Consider the following 19,006-nt stretch of genomic DNA (forward strand, 5'->3'; position numbering starts at 1 on the left):
CTCTCCGCTTTAAAATCTGAAATTATAGGTGATGGTAGGTACAGGAATTGAAAAAATAGAGCTTTTATAAGCTTTTACTTCTCCTTCTTCAGTCACAAAAAATACTGAATACGGATTGTTTCTTCCCAATACGTTGTAAACTGAAATATTCCAGAAACTGTGTGCAAATTTCTTGATCTTGTGATTTCCTTCTACGTTAAAACTGAGGTCAAGGCGGTAGTAATCTGGAATCCTGAATTTGTTTCGGTCGCTGTAAAGCACATATTCAATTCCATTTTGATAGTATTTCCCGGTGGGGAAGGTGACGGGGCGCCCGGTTTGATATACAAAATTAGCTGAGAAACTGAACCGATGGGTTAGTTTATAATTGGCTACTATGCTTAGGTCATGAGGTTTATCGTAATTGGCGGGAAAAAATTCGCCGTTATTCACCTGCTGTTCATTAAAAGCTCCGTCGAGTTTTAGTTCAGATTTGGAGTAGGTGTAGCCCAGCCATCCGTTCAATCGGCCTTCGGTTTTTTTCAGAAGAAATTCGGCTCCAAAAGAGCGGCCTTCTCCCTGTAAAACTTCAGTTTCAATATTTTCATTCAGAAAAAGTTGCGCTCCCACTTTGTAATCAAGGATATTACTTGATTCTTTGTAATAACCTTCTACACTCACTTCATACATATTGTTGTTGAAGTTCTTGTAAAGCCCTAAAGAATATTGGTGGGCACGTTGAGGCTTTATATTTTTATCGGTGAGTTTGTAAGTATCGGTAGGGGAGACCGTGGTGTTGTTAGAAAGGGTGTGAATATACTGGTAAGCATTGTTGTAACTAAGCTTTAAGGAAAGATCGGGAAGCAGGAAATAACGTGCCGAGAGGCGTACTTCGGGTCCGCCGTAGGTTTCCATAACTTCATTTTTTCCGTAGTGAACGGTATCAATTACAGTAGCTTCAGATTTTGGAAGGCCTTCTTCATAAATTTTCTGGTTCTTTTCACCAAGTGCGGCATAATGAGAATAGCGAAGGCCGCCGCTAAGAAGCAGTTTGTCATTAACTGTAAAATTATCGGCAAGATAGATAGCAGACTCCAGGCCTTTTTCCTTAGCAATCTCAAGGGGTTGAATAATAGATTCGCTTCCCAGAGGCTCTATTTTACCGGGGTGCACATTATAGAGCTTGGTTGAAATTCCATAATCAAATTTATGAGCAGCACTATGAAGGTACCTCATGTTCAATTTTACTTCAGTTTCATTGATCTTATAACCTGAAGTAAAGTTATTGTTGAATTCGCTTTCGTAATCTATATCAAAGTTATAATGGCTGTTGGTGAGGATAAGGCTACCGTCATTTTTTTCATTAAACTTATGATTGAGTTTCATGGAGAACAGCAGGTTCTGATAGTTAAAGAGAGAATCAGAAGTAATGCTGTAGTTGTCACGGCTGAGGTAGCCGGTGGTCTTTAAGCTGGTCCTGTCATTAAATTTGTGGTTATACTTTGCAATGACATCGTAAAAGGAAGCTTTGCTGTCTTTTAGGGATTCTTCGTCCAGGTTTTTTAAAATCCAGTCGGAATAGGTGCTTCTTCCGCCAATGAGTAACCCCGATTTCTCTTTAATCACCGGAATTTCAAGAGCAACATTGCTGGTTACCGGCCCCACCGAAACTTCTCCTGCAAATTTCTGGGTATTTGCATCTTTGGAGGTGATATCAAAAACTGAAGAAAGCCTGCCACCAAACCGCGCCGGGATATTTCCTTTATAAATGGTCATGTCTCCAGTGGTAAAAGGATTTACGGCAGAGAAAATTCCGAAGAAATGAGCAGGATTGTAAAGCACTGCATCATCTATCAAAATGAGGTTTTGGTCGGTTTTCCCGCCCCTTACGTTAAACCCTGCAGATCCCTCACCCGTGGTGGAAATTCCCGGAAGAGTAACTGCTACTTTCATAACATCCCTTTCTCCCAGGACCAGGGGTATATTTTTGATTTCACTTATGTCAATATCTTCTGTGCCCCCAATGGCATCTTCTACGTTCTCGGCCTGGTTAGAATCTACCAATACTTCTCCCAATAGTTCATAATCTTCCTTAAGGCTTAAGTTGTAAGTGCCGTCGCTAAAGATGACCAGCCGGGTCACCACGTCTTCATTTCCCAAAGATCTTGTCTCTAAAAGGTGTTCTCCTGCTGGCAATCTCAGGTTATAATTTCCATTGATATCGGTAACTGTACCTATAGTTGTTCCCTGAACAATGATAGAAAGGTTGGAGATAGGTTCTCCAGTTTCCTGGTTTGTTGCCTGCCCACTTAAGTTGAAAGTTCCGGTGCCTGAAGTCTGAGTTTCTTTACCTATAAATATTGTCTTGCTTGTTGCTTTGGGGCTGTTGCTTTGAGTGTAGAAAACAGGATTATATTCTTTAATCTCTTTTGGTCTTTCAGGAGCTATTTGTGTCGTGTCTGGGAAGAACCCCTGAGGTAATTGATTATATATAATATTGCTTTTTGTGATGACCACTCTGTTGTTGTCTAGAAAGTAGTAATTGAGAAGAGTTTGCTCAAGTACCTTTTTTAAGACTTCAGATACAGGGGTTTGGTTGTAGTTGGCTGTTACCTGTGTGCCTTTTACCCATTCTTCTACATAAAAAAAGTGGAAGCCTGTTTGCTGTTCTATTTCGCCAAAAACCTGTTCTAAGGTAGTTTGTTCTAAAGAAAGAGAAACTTTAGGAGATTCTTCCTGAGCCGTGAGGTGCTGCAGAGAAAAAAGTATTAGCAGGGTAACAAAATTCTTCAAATTAGTTAAGGTTTAATTCTGAAGTTGATAGAATGAGGCTTTGAAACAGGAGAGTCAAAAATTTGTCGGGATTTTCCCTTTTTAGAGAGGAATTAGATCTGTAAAAATTTTGAATTTGCTCTTCCTTGTTAGGGAACAGTTTACGAACGGATCTTTGGGAGTCAATTTCTTCGGGATTCCCATTGATCGAAACAAAATATTCGGGGGTATCTTCTTTGAACTCGAAGTAGGTAAAATTTTGATCTAAATGTTTTTTTATTTTCTTGCGATGCTTCTTTAGCAAGAGAATATCATTGCCTTCCAGTAGAATTTCATAGAACTGAGGTTTTTCATCTGAAGTTCCTTTCAGGGCAATAAAGCTATGCCCATCAATATTAAAAGCCTGTACATTTTCTTTGTGCAATTGGATGAGTGTAGCACCTCCGGCTGTAGGAATCCGTGTTAGCAGAAGATCATCAAAGATGTTGTATTGTAAATCAAGGTTGGAGTAGGGTTGGCCGTCATATATCACATTACCATTTAAGTATTCCATGGTTTGAAAATACTTGTGATCATCACTACGTATTATATGCTGCTCCACGTATTCTATACCATTTGCGAGATCTGTATTTTGAATGTGGATTACAGAATCGAAGAGTTCATAAACAGGCTCTACTGCTGTTTGAGAAAAGCTTGTAGCAGGATAGAGGAGAAGCAGAGATAGAAACTGTCTAAAGTTTTTTTTCATTTAAAGAAAGGCTGGTGAAGTATAAGAGGGGAAATTAGCATTTTTATAACATAATGAGAAGTGTTTTTCATTTTTTCCTACATTTTTTTGTTTTGTAATGCTCTTTATGGAAACTTTTTGCTGAAACTCCAGATTTATAAGATAGACGATCTAAATGGAATTTTATAGGAGTTACTTATATATTGGATCTTTTCAACTTTCATTAAATCAGGTAAGAAGTTAATCGTCCACCTATTGAGGTAAGATTTAATTCCCTCTTAATATTAAAAAAGGCTGCCCAATTGGACAGCCTTTTTCTTTTCAAGAAATTTTATTGTTACTCTACAATAGTACCTTCCTTGTATTCAATTTCAAAGCTTACAGCAGTTCCGTTAACAACTGTTACGTCACCAACTTTGATTATACCGTACACAACTACTTCTTCACCTTCAACGGTGCGAGTGGTTTTATAAACATATACATCTCCCGCTTCAACATTAGGTACGGAAGTCACAGGAGTACCGTCTTCAAAAGCTTCACGGGCATCCATAAGGTCTACGGTTGAGAAGAAGTCTTCTTCTGTCACTTCTACAAAGCTGATTAGAGCATCATTCACTACTTCAAATCCTTCAACTTCTGTGAATGTAATTTCTCCTTCACTACTTCCTTCAGCATAATTCTCTCCAGTAGTAAAGCTAAACTGGCTTGCAGTAGCATCGTTAGAAATGGTTGCAGACTCACTGCTATTAAACATTTGAGGCACTACGACTACGCTAGTTACTACCTGATCCTGGAAGCTTCCGCTAGTAGCAGTAAACCTGTAGTAAAGGGTGTCTCCCGGCGCAAGATCATAAGCTTCATAATCTAACTTGGCTAGATCAATTTCTCCTTCTTCAGGACTTAAAGTGATGTCATCTGCTTCAACATATGTCCCTGCTTCATTTTTCTTCCACTCAAGCATGAAATCATCTATAGGGGCATTAAATGTAGAAACAGAGTAACCTAAAACAGTTTCATCTTCGTCTGAAGTAGGATCTAAGTAAGTGATCTCATCAACTTCACTAAGTTCAATTGCGTGATCAACGTTAATAGAAGCAGGATCATCTAGTACCTCACCACTAGATAGCATAGAAACAATTCTAAGGTCATAGGTTCCAGTAACTTCATCATTATCGTCACCGAATTTGAAATCTCCAAGCTCAGAAGTGCTAAAAGTAGCAGTTCCGTCTCCGATATTAGCTGTGGTTAACACATTGCCATCTCCATCCTCAATTGTGATACTTTCGAATTCAACGTTATTGGTGAAAAGTTCAATGGTTACATCTTCATTTTGGTCAAGAACGCTGATGTTGCGATCTACCAGAACTGCATTGGCCCCAACTTCTCGTGTATCGATCAGAGCTTCATCGTCATCGCAAGACCATAAACCTACTGCAAGGAAACAGAGACTTAAATATTTTAATTGTTGTTTCATTATCTTAAGATTTTGTTTTTTAGTTTTCTTTTAGTTCTGATCCCAGAATACAGGAGTTTGTTGTTCATCTCCACCTATAGCGCTGGAAGCTGCTTCCCAATTTGCACCGTTTAAAGTAGCTTCACTTACAGGATAAGTAAATCTTAAAGGTACAGGAAGGCCAGATTGTGCTGCGTTAGGCAATTTCGGGAAATCGAGTTTTCTCCAGGAAGACCAGGCTTCAAAACCACGGTTATAAAGAGCAATCCATTTTTGAACACCAATTTTTTCTATCCAGTTAGCCTGGCTATAGGCAACTTCTGGTTGTGCAATGTAAGCATTGGCTTCAGCTTCAGTTCCGTCCCAGTAAAGAATAGAAGAAGTAATAGCCTCGTTGTAATGATCTTCAGCGTCGGCTGTAATATAACCTCTGGCAGCAGCTTCAGCAATAAGGAATTCAACTTCAGTATAGTCTAAGATAACACCCTCTAAAGTTGGGTCTTCAAACCTTTCACTATAGATAGTACTATTTCCCTGAGTGTTTCCATTGGCACCGTATGTACCACCATCATAGACCCCTTCTCCAAGGTTCTGAGCGAAATAATCGTTTCTTCGTGGGTCATCAAGTTCATTCATTCTATCCACAATAGTGTTTGCTGCAACGAAATCGGCACGACCTGACTGTACAAGATCTTCCCAGATAGGGTTGGTATTTGGAGCTGATGCTTCATAATCCATTGATGCATTGTCTGCATGAGACTCAAATACTCCTGCCTGAATGGCTTCTGTTGCCATCTTAGCAGCTTTGGTATCATCTACATTAGCGTATCTTAAAGCTAGACGTAGTTTCAAAGAGTTAGCAAATTTAGCCCATTGTCCGGCATCTCCATTATAAAGGTAATCAGCATCACCAAATCCACCGGCTCCATCGGTAAGCTGGGTAATAGCAGCATCTAACCGAGTTACGATATCTGCGTAAATAGCAGCATCGTCATCATATACAGGAGTGCTGTTTTCAAGATCCAGAGCTTCTGTGTAAGGAATGTCACCAAAAGTGTCAACCAAAACATGCCATGTGAAGACCTGTAGTACTTCAATCATAGCTAATTGATTTTGAATTTGAGCTTCAGAAAGAGAAGAATCAGGGTTTTCAGTCAAAATCATTTTAGCCTCTTCAAGGTCTTTTAAAACATTGCGATACAAGATGATCCATTGAGAACCGTTTATATCTCTTTCAACCAGGTTATAGTTCGCTTCATCGGTATAGGTAGTCTCGGTCCAATATTGAGCCACCAGTTTAAAAATGCCCCTGTTAACATTTGTGCTGACCATTTGGTCAATCAAATTTTTGGTAGCATTAGAGAACAATACATCGGCCGGTACTTCTGTAGGGGCTTTTGTATCGACATTCACTTCTGATAAGTCATCAGAACATGCTACAACCCCTGTAGCCAGTAATATGATTAAAAATAGTTTCTTCATGATATTTTTTTTAGAATTGTAGTCTTACGTTAAAACCGTACTCTCTGGCAGTTGGAATTGCTCCAGACTGGTATCCCTGAATATTTCCAGAACTTAATCCTGCTTCAGGATCTGAGTAAGGAATGTTCTTGTCGATAATCCAAAGGTTTCTTCCTACTGCAGAAAATGTAACATCTGTCATAGAAATTTTATCGGCAATAGAGTTTGGCAAAGAATAAGATAGCGTAGCTTCTCTTAGTTTTACGTAGCTGGCGTCATAGACGTGGAAAGCATTTGGTGCATAACCGTAACCTATGGCGTTTGCATAGCTGCTCATATCAGTTCTTGTGGTATTTGGAGTGCCGTCGGGATTTACTCCTTCAAGAACAATACCACCACCCTGTGAGATTGGGTTTCTCATTGGGTTACCCAAATCATTAGTTCCTACAGTATTTGCAGGTACTCCAGTTGCATAACCGTACCATGTATCAAGAGAGAAAACACTTCCACCTTCCTGGATATCGATAAGGAAGCTGAAGGCAATATCTTTATATGAGAAGGTATTGCTGATACCGGCTTTCCAGTCTGGATTTATATCTCCAATAGGTTGTGGAGTTCCATCTACTACAAAACGACCATTGTTAGGATTAATAACAGGACCGCTTCCGTCTTCCAGGTAAGTGTAGTTAGTTCCCCAGATTGTACCATAAGGCTCTCCTACTGTAGCATTAATCGAAATACCTCCCTGAAGAGATGCCAATTCAAGGTTTTGGTTACCTCCGTACAAGGATAGCACTTCACTTTCGTTAGTAAACCAGTTACCATTAATTCTCCATTCAAAATCGTCGGTTCTAATTGGGCTTACGTGTAAGCTTGCTTCAAAACCTTTGTTTTCAATTTCTCCGGCATTTACCCATCTCGAAGTATAACCTGTTGCAGCTGTAATAGTAACAGGCATTAGTTGATCCTGAGAATTTGACTGGTAAGCAGCCACATCAAAACCTACACGTCTATTAAAGAATTCCATTTCTAAACCAACTTCCCAACTTGTAGTGGTTTCGTTTTTAAGATCTGGGTTATTAGCAGTACTACTTACTGAATAAAGCGGAGTCCTGAAGTTTGTAGGGTTGTCATAAACATTCTGAACTGATAATGGTGGTGCATAGTTACCTACCTCGGCGTAGTTGGCACGAAGTTTACCAAATGATAACCAGTCGTTGTTAAGGAATTCTGAGAATACAACACTTGTAGAAACAGAAGGATAGAAGTATGAGTTGTCATCTTCAGGTAAAGAAGAAGATTCGTCAACCCTTGCAGTTGCATCAAGGAAAAGTAAGTTTCTATAACCAAATGATGCACTGGCGAAGTAACCATTGGTATGTAATTCTTCAAAAGATTCCGTTGGTGGCTCTAAAAGGTTCTGTGAATTTGACAAAGCGAACAGATCAGGAATTACCAACCCACCAGTAGTGCTTGCTCTCAATTGACGGAAAGTTTGTCTTCTTGCCGTAGCACCTAATAAACCAGAAAGGTTAAGGTCTTCTGTAAGGTCATAATCAAAGTTTAATAGTAAGTCGTAGTTTAGCTCAGTGTAGCTGGCGTCATATCTACGGTAGTGTGAAACTCCATTACTTCCAACGTTTCTTCTTTCTTCCCGTAAGTCGTTATAGGTATCTATAGATACTCTTCCTGTAGCAGTAAACCAGTCAGTGAATTCGTAGTTTATGTTGAAATTACCATATAGTCTGTCTCTAACATCTGTTTGATAATTTTCATATAACTGCCAGTATGGGTTATCTGTATAGATAGGGCTTAGGTTACCGCCTTCTGCATTTGCATAGTTCCAGGTGATGTTTCTTCCAGTAGAGAAATATGCATCTTTTTGAGCTTCAAAGTCTACGTTTGCCTGGTTCCACTGGCGCATAGACTGGAAAATGTTTGTTCCACTATAACCTGTTCCGTAACGTCCTTTACCATCAGTGTTGGTATAAGTTGCGGTTACTCCTGCAGTAAGTTTTTCGGTGAAATCGTGAGTAGCTTTTACATCTACTGTGTTTCTCTTAATGTTACTGTTTGGAAGGATACCCTCCTGGTCATAAAGCGTGTAGCCTAATCTATAAGTGCTACGATCTGTACCTCCGTCTAATGAAATGCTGTGGTTGTAAGAAACACCTGTTCTGAAAATTGATTCAGGTCCGTTTTCGGCAGCTGTCCATGGAGTAGCCTGTAGGTAATTTGGAGATTCAGGATAAAGTGCATCCCATTGAAAAACCATTAGGCTTGGATCAAATCTACCACCAAAGGAGGCATCTTCTGTGAAAGGAACTACAAGATCATCTGTTCCGTCTCCATCTACATCCCAGCTGTCAAAATAGCCTGTTTCATAGTATCGACCATATCCGGCACCGTATTCTTTTTGGTATTCAACGAAAGTATCATCATCCATTTCAGAAAATGTTACTCCACTGGAAATGGTAACTCCAATATCATCGTTTTTTTGTCCTGATTTTGTAGTGATAATGATCACCCCGTTTGCAGCACGAGACCCGTATAATGCAGATGCTGCAGCACCTTTAAGTACGTTTACAGATTCAACATCATCTGGATTGATATCCATGGCTGCGTTACCGTAATCGTACCCTCCTCTACCTCTGGCTTGATCATCGGTGTTGGAGTTCTCGTTACTAATTGGCACTCCGTCAACTACAAATAGAGGCTGGTTGTTACCAGTCAATGAAGTGTAACCACGAATGATCACGTTTGAAGAACCACCAAGGGTACTACTCTTCTTAATATCCAAACCGGATACTTTACCAGATAAAGAGTTAATGAAGTTACCTTCTTTAGCCGTGTTTACTTCGGCTCCGCTAACTTCTTCGGTAGCATAACCTAGAGATCTTTTTTCACGCGAAATTCCGAGAGCGGTTACTACAACTTCTTCAAGTTGAGCAGCATCGGGTTTTAAGATCACATCTATTGTGTCTACATTGGTAACAGGATACTCGACTGTTTGCATTCCCAGGTAAGAAAATACCAGGACTTCTCCCTGGCTTACCTCAAGAGAGTAATTACCGTCGAAATCTGTCTGCACCCCTTTGGTAGTACCTTTCACAACTACGTTCACCCCAGGGAGAGGCATCCCATTACCATCGGTCACAGTACCCGATACTGTGAGGTCTTGTTGTGCAAAAGTTATTTGCACTACTAACGCCAATAATAGCGTTAGCATTCCACTTAATTTTGTTTTCATTTTAATGATTTGTTTGAATTAGCCAGTGCCAAATTTGAAGATAAATTGTCATCCTGACAACTTTTTCTCTTTAAAAGTTTAGTTTAATCTTAAAAACACCTCAATATTTAAGCTTTCATTAACGTTTTCAAGCTCTTTTGTGCATTTAATGTAGTGCATTCATTTTCAGGGTGGTGTGTGCTATATATAAAAGCATGATCAATATCATTTGAAGGGTCAAACAAATTCATAAAAAATTTTTTATCCTGGAGGGATATCTGGGATAAGATTTTTTTTAGATAAAAGCTGAAAATATTTCTGGGGTGTCAAAAATGGCAAAAAACAAACGAGTTTTTTTGTTGCTGATAATGCCTCTGAAAATTAATTGCTTAAGATTTGAATTATTGGGTTTTATTTCTACCTTTGCAGACCTTTTTAGAAAAGGGTAATATCAAATAAATAATTAGTGTAAAAGAAATTATGCCAACAATTTCACAATTAGTACGAAAAGGAAGAGCCACAATTACCAAGAAGAGTAAATCGGCTGCTTTGGACTCGTGCCCTCAAAGACGGGGAGTATGTACTCGTGTTTACACCACTACACCTAAGAAACCAAACTCTGCTATGCGTAAAGTAGCAAGGGTTAGGTTAACTAATGGTAAAGAGGTGAACGCTTACATCCCTGGTGAAGGTCACAACCTCCAGGAGCACTCGATAGTATTGGTTAGAGGCGGAAGAGTTAAAGATTTGCCTGGAGTTAGGTATCATATTGTACGTGGTGCTCTGGATACTGCCGGTGTTGCAGGAAGAACCCAGAGGCGTTCAAAGTATGGTGCTAAAAAGCCTAAGAAATAATTTTATTTCCAGGGCAAGTAACAATTAACTTATTACAAAGAAGAAATGAGAAAAAGACAGGCGAAAAAAAGGCCGCTTTTACCAGATCCAAAGTTTAATGATCAGTTAGTAACGCGTTTTGTTAACATGATGATGTGGGATGGTAAAAAATCTGTTGCCTTTAAGGTTTTCTATGATGCTATTGCTATCGTAGAAGAGAAAAAACAGGATGAAGAAAAAACTGCACTTGAGCTATGGAAAGATGCTCTCTCTAATGTTATGCCTCACGTTGAAGTGCGTAGCCGTAGAGTTGGTGGTGCAACCTTTCAAATTCCAATGCAAATTAGACCAGATCGTAAGGTTTCAACTGCTATGAAGTGGTTGATCTCTTATTCGAGGAAGCGTAACGAGAAATCAATGGCCCAAAGACTTGCGTCTGAGATTCTTGCTGCAGCTAAAGAAGAAGGTGCGGCTGTTAAGAAAAGAGTGGATACTCACAAGATGGCTGAAGCTAACAAAGCATTCTCTCACTTTAGATTCTAAAAAATGGCACAAAGAGATTTAAAATATACAAGAAATATTGGTATTGCTGCGCACATTGATGCCGGTAAGACCACAACTACAGAGCGTATTCTTTTCTACACCGGAATAAGTCATAAGATTGGTGAGGTGCACGATGGTGCGGCTACTATGGACTGGATGGAGCAGGAGCAGGAGCGTGGTATTACTATTACTTCTGCAGCTACGCATTGTAAGTGGATGTATCGTGATCAGGAATACACTGTAAATATTATTGATACTCCGGGGCACGTTGACTTTACCGTAGAGGTGGAGCGTTCACTTCGTGTTCTTGATGGTATGGTTGCTCTTTTCAGTGCGGTTGATGGTGTTGAGCCTCAATCTGAAACTGTTTGGAGGCAAGCCGATAAATACCGTGTTCCAAGACTTGGTTTTGTGAATAAGATGGACCGTCAGGGTGCAGACTTTTTCAATGTATGTAATCAGGTTAGAGAGATGCTAGGTGGAAACCCGGTGCCTCTTCAAGTGCCAATTGGTGATGAGGTAGACTTTAAAGGAGTCGTTGACCTTATTGCTAAAAAGGCTATCATCTGGAATGAAGAAGACTACGGAATGACTTATGAGACCATTGATATCCCTGCGGAATTAATGGATGATGTGAATAAGTATAGAGCTCAGCTTGTAGAGGCAGTTGCCGAGTATGATGAGGCTCTTATGGAGAAATTCTTCGAAGATGAAGATTCAATTACTGAAGATGAGATCATTGCTGCTCTAAGGGCTGCAACCATAGATATGTCTATCATTCCAATGATGTGTGGTTCTTCTTTTAAGAATAAAGGAGTTCAGGCTATGTTGGATGCAGTGATGCGTTACCTTCCGTCTCCAGTAGATGTGGAAGCTATTGTTGGAGTTAATCCTGATACAGAGAAAGAAGAGAGCCGTAAGCCTCATGTTGATTCTCCTTTTTCAGCTTTAGCTTTTAAAATTGCTACAGATCCCTTTGTTGGTCGTTTAGCTTTCTTTAGAGTTTATTCGGGAGCATTAGATGCTGGTTCATATGTTCAGAATAACCGTTCCGGAAAAAAAGAACGTATTTCACGTATCTATCAGATGCATGCTAATAAACAACAGCCAATTGACAGAATTGAAGCTGGTGATATTGGTGCGGCTGTTGGATTTAAAGATATTAAAACAGGAGATACTTTGACTGATGAGAAGCACCCTATCGTGCTTGAATCAATGTCTTTCCCTGATCCTGTAATTGGTATTTCTGTTGAGCCTAAAACCAAGGCAGATGTTGATAAAATGGGTATGGCTTTGGCGAAATTAGCTGAAGAAGATCCAACTTTCCAGGTTAAGACTGATGAAGTTTCTGGACAAACTATTATTTCAGGAATGGGTGAGCTTCACCTTGAAATTCTTGTAGATCGTTTGAAAAGAGAATTTAAGGTTGAGGTGAATGAAGGTCAGCCACGTGTTGAGTATAAAGAAACTGTTACTAAAGATGCAGATCATAGAGAGGTTTACAAAAAACAATCTGGTGGTCGTGGTAAATTTGGTGATATTGTATTCACATTAGGGCCTGCAGATGAAGACTTTAAAGGTCCTGGGCTTCAGTTTGTTGACGAGATCAAAGGTGGGCGTATTCCAAAAGAATTCATTCCATCAGTTGAAAAAGGATTCAAGGAAGCTATGAAAACCGGGCCTATGGCAGGTTTCACAATGGATACTTTAAAAGTAGTTCTTAAGGATGGATCTTTCCACCCTGTAGATTCAGATCAGCTTTCTTTTGAATTGGCTGCAAAAATGGGATATAAAGTTGCTGCTAAAAAAGCAGGAGCTGTAATCCTTGAGCCAATCATGAAAGTTGAAGTGGTTACCCCAGAAGAGAATATGGGTGATATAGTAGGGGATTTAAACAGACGTCGTGGACAGGTAAATAATATGTCTGACCGGTCTGGTGCAAAAGTTATTAAAGCTGAAGTACCATTATCTGAAATGTTTGGATATGTTACTACCTTGCGTACCTTATCTTCAGGACGTGCAACTTCTACTATGGAATTTTCTCACTATGCCGAGACTCCTTCTAATATTTCAGAATCGATCATGAAGGCAGAAAAGGGAACCGCTAACGATTAATTTATCAGGAAAATGAGTCAAAAAATCAGAATAAAACTAAAATCTTACGATCACAACCTGGTAGACAAATCTGCCGAGAAGATTGTAAAAACCGTAAAAAGTACGGGAGCTGTGGTAACTGGTCCTATTCCGTTGCCAACTCACAAGAAGATATTTACTGTATTGCGTTCTCCGCACGTTAACAAAAAGTCTAGAGAGCAGTTTCAGTTAAGCTCATATAAGAGGTTACTGGATATTTACAGTTCTTCTTCAAAAACGATCGATGCTCTTATGAAGCTTGAATTGCCAAGTGGAGTAGAGGTTGAGATTAAAGTGTGATCGTATGAGACAAAGCATGCTTTGTCTCAACAATTGTACGCAACATGTCCCGAGCTGTAAGCGAGGGAAAAACGGTGAAAAATACATTCAGGATTGGAAGTGTTTTTCAATCCTGAATATTTTTAAATAAATATAAATTAATAACTAATAATTAATTATGTCTGGGTTAATAGGAAAAAAGATTGGCATGACCAGCATTTTTGACGAGAACGGGAAGAACATTCCTTGTACCGTTATTGAAGCAGGACCATGCGTAATTACCCAAGTCAGAACCAAAGAGGTTGACGGGTATGAAGCTCTTCAACTTGGTTTCGATGACAAAAAGACTGCTAATAAAGCTGCCGAAGGGCACGCTAAAAAAGCCGGAGCCGCAGCAATGCGCAAAGTCGTTGAATTCAAGGGATTTGAAGGAGAGTATAAACTAGGTGATGCAATCACTGTAGAGCATTTTGCTGAAGGCGAATTTGTAGACGTTTCCGGTGTTTCTAAAGGAAAAGGTTTTCAAGGTGTTGTTAAACGTCACGGTTTTGGTGGGGTTGGACAGGCTACTCATGGTCAGCACAACAGATTAAGAGCTCCTGGTTCTATTGGTGCTGCTTCTTATCCTGCGAGAGTTTTCAAAGGTATGAGAATGGCCGGAAGAATGGGTGGCGAAAAAGTAAAAGTAGAAAACCTGAGAGTTCTAAAAGTAATAGCCGATAAGAACCTACTTGTAGTAAGTGGAGCTATACCGGGACATAAGAACTCTTACGTAATCATTCAGAAGTAATGGAAGTAGCAGTTTTAGATATAAAAGGAAAAGAAACAGGAAGAAAGGCAAACCTTTCTGATGCTGTTTTTGCAGTAGAGCCTAACAACCATGCTGTTTATCTTGATGTGAAGCAGTATCTGGCCAATCAACGCCAGGGAACTCACAAAGCTAAGGAACGTGCAGAGATTGCTGGTTCTACGCGTAAGATTAAGAAACAAAAAGGAACAGGTACTGCCCGTGCGGGAAGTATCAAGTCTCCTATTTTTAAAGGTGGAGGTAGAGTTTTTGGTCCAAGACCAAGAAGTTATTCATTTAAGTTGAATAAAACCCTAAAAAGACTGGCTAGAAAATCTGCCCTGTCTATGAAGGCAAATGATAACTCCATTATGGTAGTTGAAGATTTTTCATTTGATACTCCAAAAACTAAAAACTTCATCGATGTGTTGAAGGCTTTAGGACTGGAAGGTAAAAAATCTTTGATAGTGTTGGGTGACTCGAATAAAAACGTATATTTGTCGTCACGCAATTTAAAGACCTATGAGGTTGTAAGTTCTTCAGAATTAAGTACTTACAAAATTTTAAACGCTAACAACTTAGTGTTTTTAGAGGGGTCTCTAGAAGGAATTGAGTCGAATCTAAGTAAATAAGCATTATGAGTATCTTAATAAAACCTATTATTACAGAGAAGGCTACAGCAGATAGCGAGCTTAACAATAAGTACGCTTTTGTAGTTGATAATAAGGCGAATAAGATTGAAATTAAAGACGCAGTTGAGTCTGCTTATGGTGTTTCAGTTACTAAAGTTCGTACAATTAACGTCCGCCCAGACAGAAAAACCCGTTATACAAAAACGGGTGTTGTTACTGGTAAAACCAGTGCTTATAAAAAAGCACTAGTACAGGTGGCGGAAGGTGAAACTATTGATTTATATAGTAATCTTTAAGATTAAAGAATGTCAGTTAGAAAATTAAAACCAATTACCCCTGGTCAGCGTTTTAGAGTAGTGAACGGATTTGACGCGATCACTACTGATAAGCCGGAGAAAAGTTTATTGGCTCCGAACAAAAGATCTGGTGGTAGAAACAGTCAGGGAAAAATGACCATGCGCTATATAGGTGGTGGTCATAAAAAGCGTTACAGGATTATAGACTTTAAAAGAGACAAGCAGGGTATCCCTGCAACAGTTGCTTCTATTGAGTATGATCCAAACAGAACAGCTTTTATCGCACTATTGAATTATCAGGATGGTGAGAAACGATATATTATTGCTCAGAATGGACTTCAGGTTGGCCAGAACATAGTATCTGGAATGCAGGATGTAGCACCCGAAATTGGTAATGCTATGCCTTTGTCTATCGTTCCTTTGGGTACTATTATTTCTTGTATTGAGCTTAGGCCAGGGCAGGGAGCTGTAATGGCTCGTAGTGCAGGTGCTTTTGCTCAGTTAATGGCAAGAGAAGGAAAATATGCTACTATCAAGTTGCCTTCTGGAGAGATCAGACGGGTGCTTGCCAGTTGTGTTGCAACTATTGGTGCTGTTTCAAACAGTGATCATCAGTTGTTAGTCTCTGGTAAGGCTGGTAGACATAGATGGTTAGGTAGAAGACCAAGAACCAGACCTGTTGTTATGAACCCGGTTGATCACCCAATGGGTGGTGGTGAAGGTCGTGCTTCAGGAGGTCACCCACGTTCTAGAAAGGGATTACCTGCAAAAGGTTACAGAACCCGTTCTAAAACGAAAGCGAGTAATAAGTATATTGTAGAACGTAGAAAGAAATAATAAGATATGGCACGTTCATTAAAAAAAGGACCTTACGTTCACTATAAATTAGAACAGAAAGTTGCGCAGAATACCGAGTCTGGAAAGAAAGCGGTTATTAAGACCTGGTCAAGGGCTTCAATGATCACTCCAGATTTTGTTGGGCAAACTATTGCTGTGCACAACGGGCGTCAGTTTGTTCCTGTGTACATCACTGAGAACATGGTAGGTCATAAATTAGGTGAATTTTCACCAACAAGATCTTTTAGAGGTCATGCTGGTGCTAAGAATAAAGGTAAAAGATAATTGAAGCTATGGGAGTTCGTAAAAGAGAAAGAGCAGAGCAAACTAAAGAAGCTAAGAAGCAAATAGCTTTTGCTAAACTAAATAACTGCCCTACTTCGCCAAGAAAAATGCGTCTGGTTGCAGACCTTGTTCGTGGTGAAAAAGTAGAAAGAGCGCTTCAAATTTTGAAATTCAATTCTAAAGACGCGTCTAAGAGTCTTGAAAAGTTGCTTTTGTCTGCACTTGCCAACTGGCAAGCTAAGAATGAAGATGCGAGTATTGAAGATGCAGAATTGTTTGTAAAAGAGATTCGCGTTGACGGAGGAAGTATGTTGAAGAGACTACGTCCTGCACCACAGGGTCGCGCACATAGAATTAGAAAACGTTCCAACCATGTTACTTTGGTTCTTGGAGCAAACAATAATACACAAAGCTAGTTAAGAGTATGGGACAGAAAACAAATCCAATCGGGAATCGTCTTGGTATCATTAGAGGATGGGAATCCAACTGGTACGGAGGAAATGACTACGGCGATAAATTAGCCGAAGACGATAAGATTAGAAAATATATCCATGCTCGTCTTTCAAAAGCGAGTGTATCCAGAGTAATCATTGAGCGTACTCTAAAGCTTGTAACCGTTACTATCACCACAGCCCGTCCTGGTATCATTATTGGTAAAGGAGGTCAGGAGGTAGACAAGCTTAAGGAAGAGCTTAAGAAGATTACCGACAAGGAAGTTCAAATCAACATCTTTGAAATTAAAAGGCCAGAACTTGATGCTCATTTAGTGGGTTCTAGTGTTGCAAGGCAAATTGAGAATCGTATCTCTTACCGTCGTGCAATTAAAATGGCTATTGCGGCTGCAATGAGGATGAATGCTGAAGGGATTAAGATTGAGATCTCAGGGCGTTTGAATGGGGCAGAAATGGCTCGTTCAGAATCCTACAAGGATGGAAGAATTCCATTGTCAACATTTAGAGCCGATATTGATTATGCTTTAGTTGAAGCTCATACTACTTATGGTAGATTGGGTGTTAAAGTATGGATCATGAAAGGTGAGGTATACGGTAAAAGAGAACTTTCTCCACTTGTTGGCATGGCCAAAAAACAAGGAGGAAAAACCGGAACCGGACGAAGCGGTGCACCAAAATCGCGTCGTAGAAAGTAATTTTTTAAAGTAAAGAAAAATGTTACAGCCTAAAAGAACAAAATATCGCAAAATGCAGAAGGGCCGTATGAAGGGTGTGTCTCAAAGAGGGCACAGACTTTCAAACGGAACTTTTGGAATAAAGTCATTAGATTCTAATTTTTTGACTGCACGACAAATAGAAGCTGCGCGTATTGCTGCTACTCGTTATATGAAGAGGGAAGGATCACTTTGGATTAAAATTTTTCCAGATAAGCCTATTACAAAAAAGCCTCTTGAAGTACGTATGGGTAAAGGTAAAGGTGCCGTTGAATACTGGGCTGCAGTTGTAAAACCCGGAAGAATACTTTTTGAAGTAGGAGGTGTGCCTTTTGATGTTGCTAAAGAGGCTCTTCGCCTGGCGGCTCAAAAACTTCCTGTAAAAACTAAGTTCATCGTAGCTAGAGATTATCAAGCTTAATAAGACACGTTATGAAACAATCAGAAGTTAGAGAATTGTCTGTAGCAGAATTACAGGAAGAACTTGGTAAGTCACGGAAAGCATATTCCGATCTTAAAATGGCTCACGCAGTATCGCCATTAGAGAACCCAATACAGTTGAGAACTGTAAGAAGATCTATAGCGCGTATTGCTACAGAGTTAACTAAAAGAGAACAACAATAAGTGTTATTCTGCTGAAAATGGAAAAAAGAAACTTAAGAAAAGAACGTATAGGTGTTGTTACCAGTAATAAGATGATGAAATCTATTGTGGTTTCTGAAACTAAAAAAGTAAAGCACCCCATGTATGGAAAGTTCGTTTTGAAAACGAAGAAATATGTGGCGCACGACGAAACAAACGACTGCAACATTGGAGATACTGTAAGGATCATGGAAACACGTCCTTTGAGTAAATCGAAATGCTGGAGATTAGTAGAAATAATTGAAAGAGCGAAGTAATTATGGTACAACAAGAGTCTAGATTAAGAGTTGCAGACAATACCGGAGCTAAAGAAGTTTTAGTTATTCGTGTATTGGGCGGTACAAATAGAAGATACGCTTCTGTTGGAGACAAGGTCGTTGTCAGTGTTAAAGAAGCTACACCTAACGGAAATGTAAAGAAGGGTGCAGTTTCAACAGCAGTTGTTGTTCGTACCAAAAAAGAAGTGCGCAGACCAGACGGATCTTACATCCGTTTCGACGATAACGCATGTGTTCTTCTCAACCCAGCTGGGGAAATGAGGGGTACACGTGTTTTTGGACCTGTAGCACGTGAACTTCGTGATAAGCAATTCATGAAGATCGTATCATTAGCACCAGAAGTGCTTTAATACAGAAATAAGATGAAAAAGCTTAAAATAAAAACCGGAGATAACGTTCGTGTAACTGCTGGAGATCATAAAGGTCAGGAAGGTAAAGTGCAGCAAGTATTTCTGGATAAGAATAAAGCCATTGTGGAAGGTGTGAATATGGTTTCTAAGCATGAGAAGCCTAGCGCATCCAATCCTCAGGGTGGAATTAAAAAGAAGGAAGCACCTATTCATATTTCTAATCTTTCTTTGATCGACAAAAATGGTGAAACTACCAGGGTTGGATATAGAGAGGAGAACGATAAGAAAGTAAGGTTTTCCAAAAAATCTAATGAAGTAATATAG

Annotated in this window: 21 protein-coding genes; 16 read left to right on the top strand and 5 right to left on the bottom strand. The window is 39.6% G+C overall.

What is annotated here, in order from left to right:
- Positions 1-9: 9 nt before the first annotated feature.
- From VS868_RS10105 to VS868_RS10125, 5 genes are all read right to left on the bottom strand, one after another.
- Positions 10-2,772, bottom strand: coding sequence for a TonB-dependent receptor (locus VS868_RS10105; protein ID WP_345597208.1), 2,763 nt, complete (start codon positions 2,770-2,772; stop codon positions 10-12).
- Position 2,773: 1 nt separating this feature from the next.
- On the bottom strand, positions 2,774-3,499 hold the full coding sequence (locus tag VS868_RS10110; RefSeq protein WP_345597210.1) for a hypothetical protein: 726 nt from the start codon (positions 3,497-3,499) through the stop codon (positions 2,774-2,776).
- A gap of 316 nt (positions 3,500-3,815) precedes the next feature.
- Positions 3,816-4,952 carry a hypothetical protein gene (locus VS868_RS10115; protein ID WP_345597212.1) on the bottom strand — a complete coding sequence of 379 codons (1,137 nt, stop codon included), beginning with the start codon at positions 4,950-4,952 and terminating at the stop codon, positions 3,816-3,818.
- A 30-nt stretch (positions 4,953-4,982) separates the two neighbouring features.
- Entirely contained in the window at positions 4,983-6,413 is a 1,431-nt protein-coding gene (locus tag VS868_RS10120; protein ID WP_345597214.1) for a SusD/RagB family nutrient-binding outer membrane lipoprotein, read from the bottom strand.
- A gap of 10 nt (positions 6,414-6,423) precedes the next feature.
- On the bottom strand, positions 6,424-9,642 hold the full coding sequence (locus tag VS868_RS10125) for a SusC/RagA family TonB-linked outer membrane protein (RefSeq protein ID WP_345597216.1): 3,219 nt from the start codon (positions 9,640-9,642) through the stop codon (positions 6,424-6,426).
- 459 nt (positions 9,643-10,101) lie between these two features.
- On the opposite strand from VS868_RS10125, the gene rpsL reads away from it, so the two are divergent.
- From rpsL to rplX, 16 genes are all read left to right on the top strand, one after another.
- A complete protein-coding gene (gene rpsL / locus VS868_RS10130) occupies positions 10,102-10,476 on the top strand; it encodes a 30S ribosomal protein S12 (RefSeq protein ID WP_029037125.1) in 375 nt (124 codons plus the stop codon).
- 45 nt (positions 10,477-10,521) lie between these two features.
- Positions 10,522-10,998: a 30S ribosomal protein S7 gene (gene rpsG, locus VS868_RS10135; RefSeq protein WP_266070236.1), complete on the top strand. Its 477-nt coding sequence runs from the start codon at positions 10,522-10,524 to the stop codon at positions 10,996-10,998.
- Positions 10,999-11,001: 3 nt separating this feature from the next.
- Positions 11,002-13,113, top strand: coding sequence for an elongation factor G (fusA, locus tag VS868_RS10140; RefSeq protein ID WP_345597221.1), 2,112 nt, complete (start codon positions 11,002-11,004; stop codon positions 13,111-13,113).
- Between the two features lie 12 nt (positions 13,114-13,125).
- Positions 13,126-13,431, top strand: coding sequence for a 30S ribosomal protein S10 (gene rpsJ / locus VS868_RS10145; protein ID WP_010181931.1), 306 nt, complete (start codon positions 13,126-13,128; stop codon positions 13,429-13,431).
- Between the two features lie 157 nt (positions 13,432-13,588).
- Complete coding sequence (gene rplC / locus VS868_RS10150; RefSeq protein ID WP_266070238.1) at positions 13,589-14,200, top strand: 50S ribosomal protein L3; 612 nt, start codon at positions 13,589-13,591, stop codon at positions 14,198-14,200.
- The gene (gene rplD, locus VS868_RS10155) at positions 14,200-14,829 is read left to right on the top strand and encodes a 50S ribosomal protein L4 (protein WP_345597224.1); all 630 of its coding nucleotides are present in this window, start codon (positions 14,200-14,202) and stop codon (positions 14,827-14,829) included. The genes rplC and rplD overlap by 1 nt, the downstream gene beginning before the upstream one ends.
- A 5-nt stretch (positions 14,830-14,834) precedes the next feature.
- A complete protein-coding gene (rplW, locus tag VS868_RS10160; RefSeq protein ID WP_029037130.1) occupies positions 14,835-15,125 on the top strand; it encodes a 50S ribosomal protein L23 in 291 nt (96 codons plus the stop codon).
- 9 nt (positions 15,126-15,134) lie between these two features.
- Positions 15,135-15,962, top strand: a complete 828-nt coding sequence (gene rplB / locus VS868_RS10165) for a 50S ribosomal protein L2 (RefSeq protein WP_266070240.1) — start codon at positions 15,135-15,137, stop codon at positions 15,960-15,962.
- A 6-nt stretch (positions 15,963-15,968) separates the two neighbouring features.
- On the top strand, positions 15,969-16,247 hold the full coding sequence (gene rpsS, locus VS868_RS10170) for a 30S ribosomal protein S19 (protein ID WP_029035468.1): 279 nt from the start codon (positions 15,969-15,971) through the stop codon (positions 16,245-16,247).
- Between the two features lie 8 nt (positions 16,248-16,255).
- On the top strand, positions 16,256-16,663 hold the full coding sequence (rplV, locus tag VS868_RS10175; RefSeq protein WP_266070241.1) for a 50S ribosomal protein L22: 408 nt from the start codon (positions 16,256-16,258) through the stop codon (positions 16,661-16,663).
- Between the two features lie 8 nt (positions 16,664-16,671).
- On the top strand, positions 16,672-17,394 hold the full coding sequence (rpsC, locus tag VS868_RS10180; RefSeq protein ID WP_266070242.1) for a 30S ribosomal protein S3: 723 nt from the start codon (positions 16,672-16,674) through the stop codon (positions 17,392-17,394).
- A 19-nt stretch (positions 17,395-17,413) separates the two neighbouring features.
- Positions 17,414-17,833, top strand: coding sequence for a 50S ribosomal protein L16 (gene rplP, locus VS868_RS10185; RefSeq protein WP_266070243.1), 420 nt, complete (start codon positions 17,414-17,416; stop codon positions 17,831-17,833).
- An 11-nt stretch (positions 17,834-17,844) separates the two neighbouring features.
- Positions 17,845-18,036, top strand: coding sequence for a 50S ribosomal protein L29 (gene rpmC / locus VS868_RS10190; protein WP_097056535.1), 192 nt, complete (start codon positions 17,845-17,847; stop codon positions 18,034-18,036).
- Positions 18,037-18,053: 17 nt separating this feature from the next.
- Complete coding sequence (gene rpsQ, locus VS868_RS10195) at positions 18,054-18,311, top strand: 30S ribosomal protein S17 (protein ID WP_093113468.1); 258 nt, start codon at positions 18,054-18,056, stop codon at positions 18,309-18,311.
- Between the two features lie 2 nt (positions 18,312-18,313).
- Positions 18,314-18,682, top strand: coding sequence for a 50S ribosomal protein L14 (rplN, locus tag VS868_RS10200; protein WP_265162654.1), 369 nt, complete (start codon positions 18,314-18,316; stop codon positions 18,680-18,682).
- 12 nt (positions 18,683-18,694) lie between these two features.
- Positions 18,695-19,006: a 50S ribosomal protein L24 gene (gene rplX / locus VS868_RS10205; protein WP_266070244.1), complete on the top strand. Its 312-nt coding sequence runs from the start codon at positions 18,695-18,697 to the stop codon at positions 19,004-19,006.

The sequence above is a fragment of the Salinimicrobium sp. 3283s genome (assembly GCF_039602225.1).
Lineage (GTDB): Bacteria > Bacteroidota > Bacteroidia > Flavobacteriales > Flavobacteriaceae > Salinimicrobium > Salinimicrobium profundisediminis.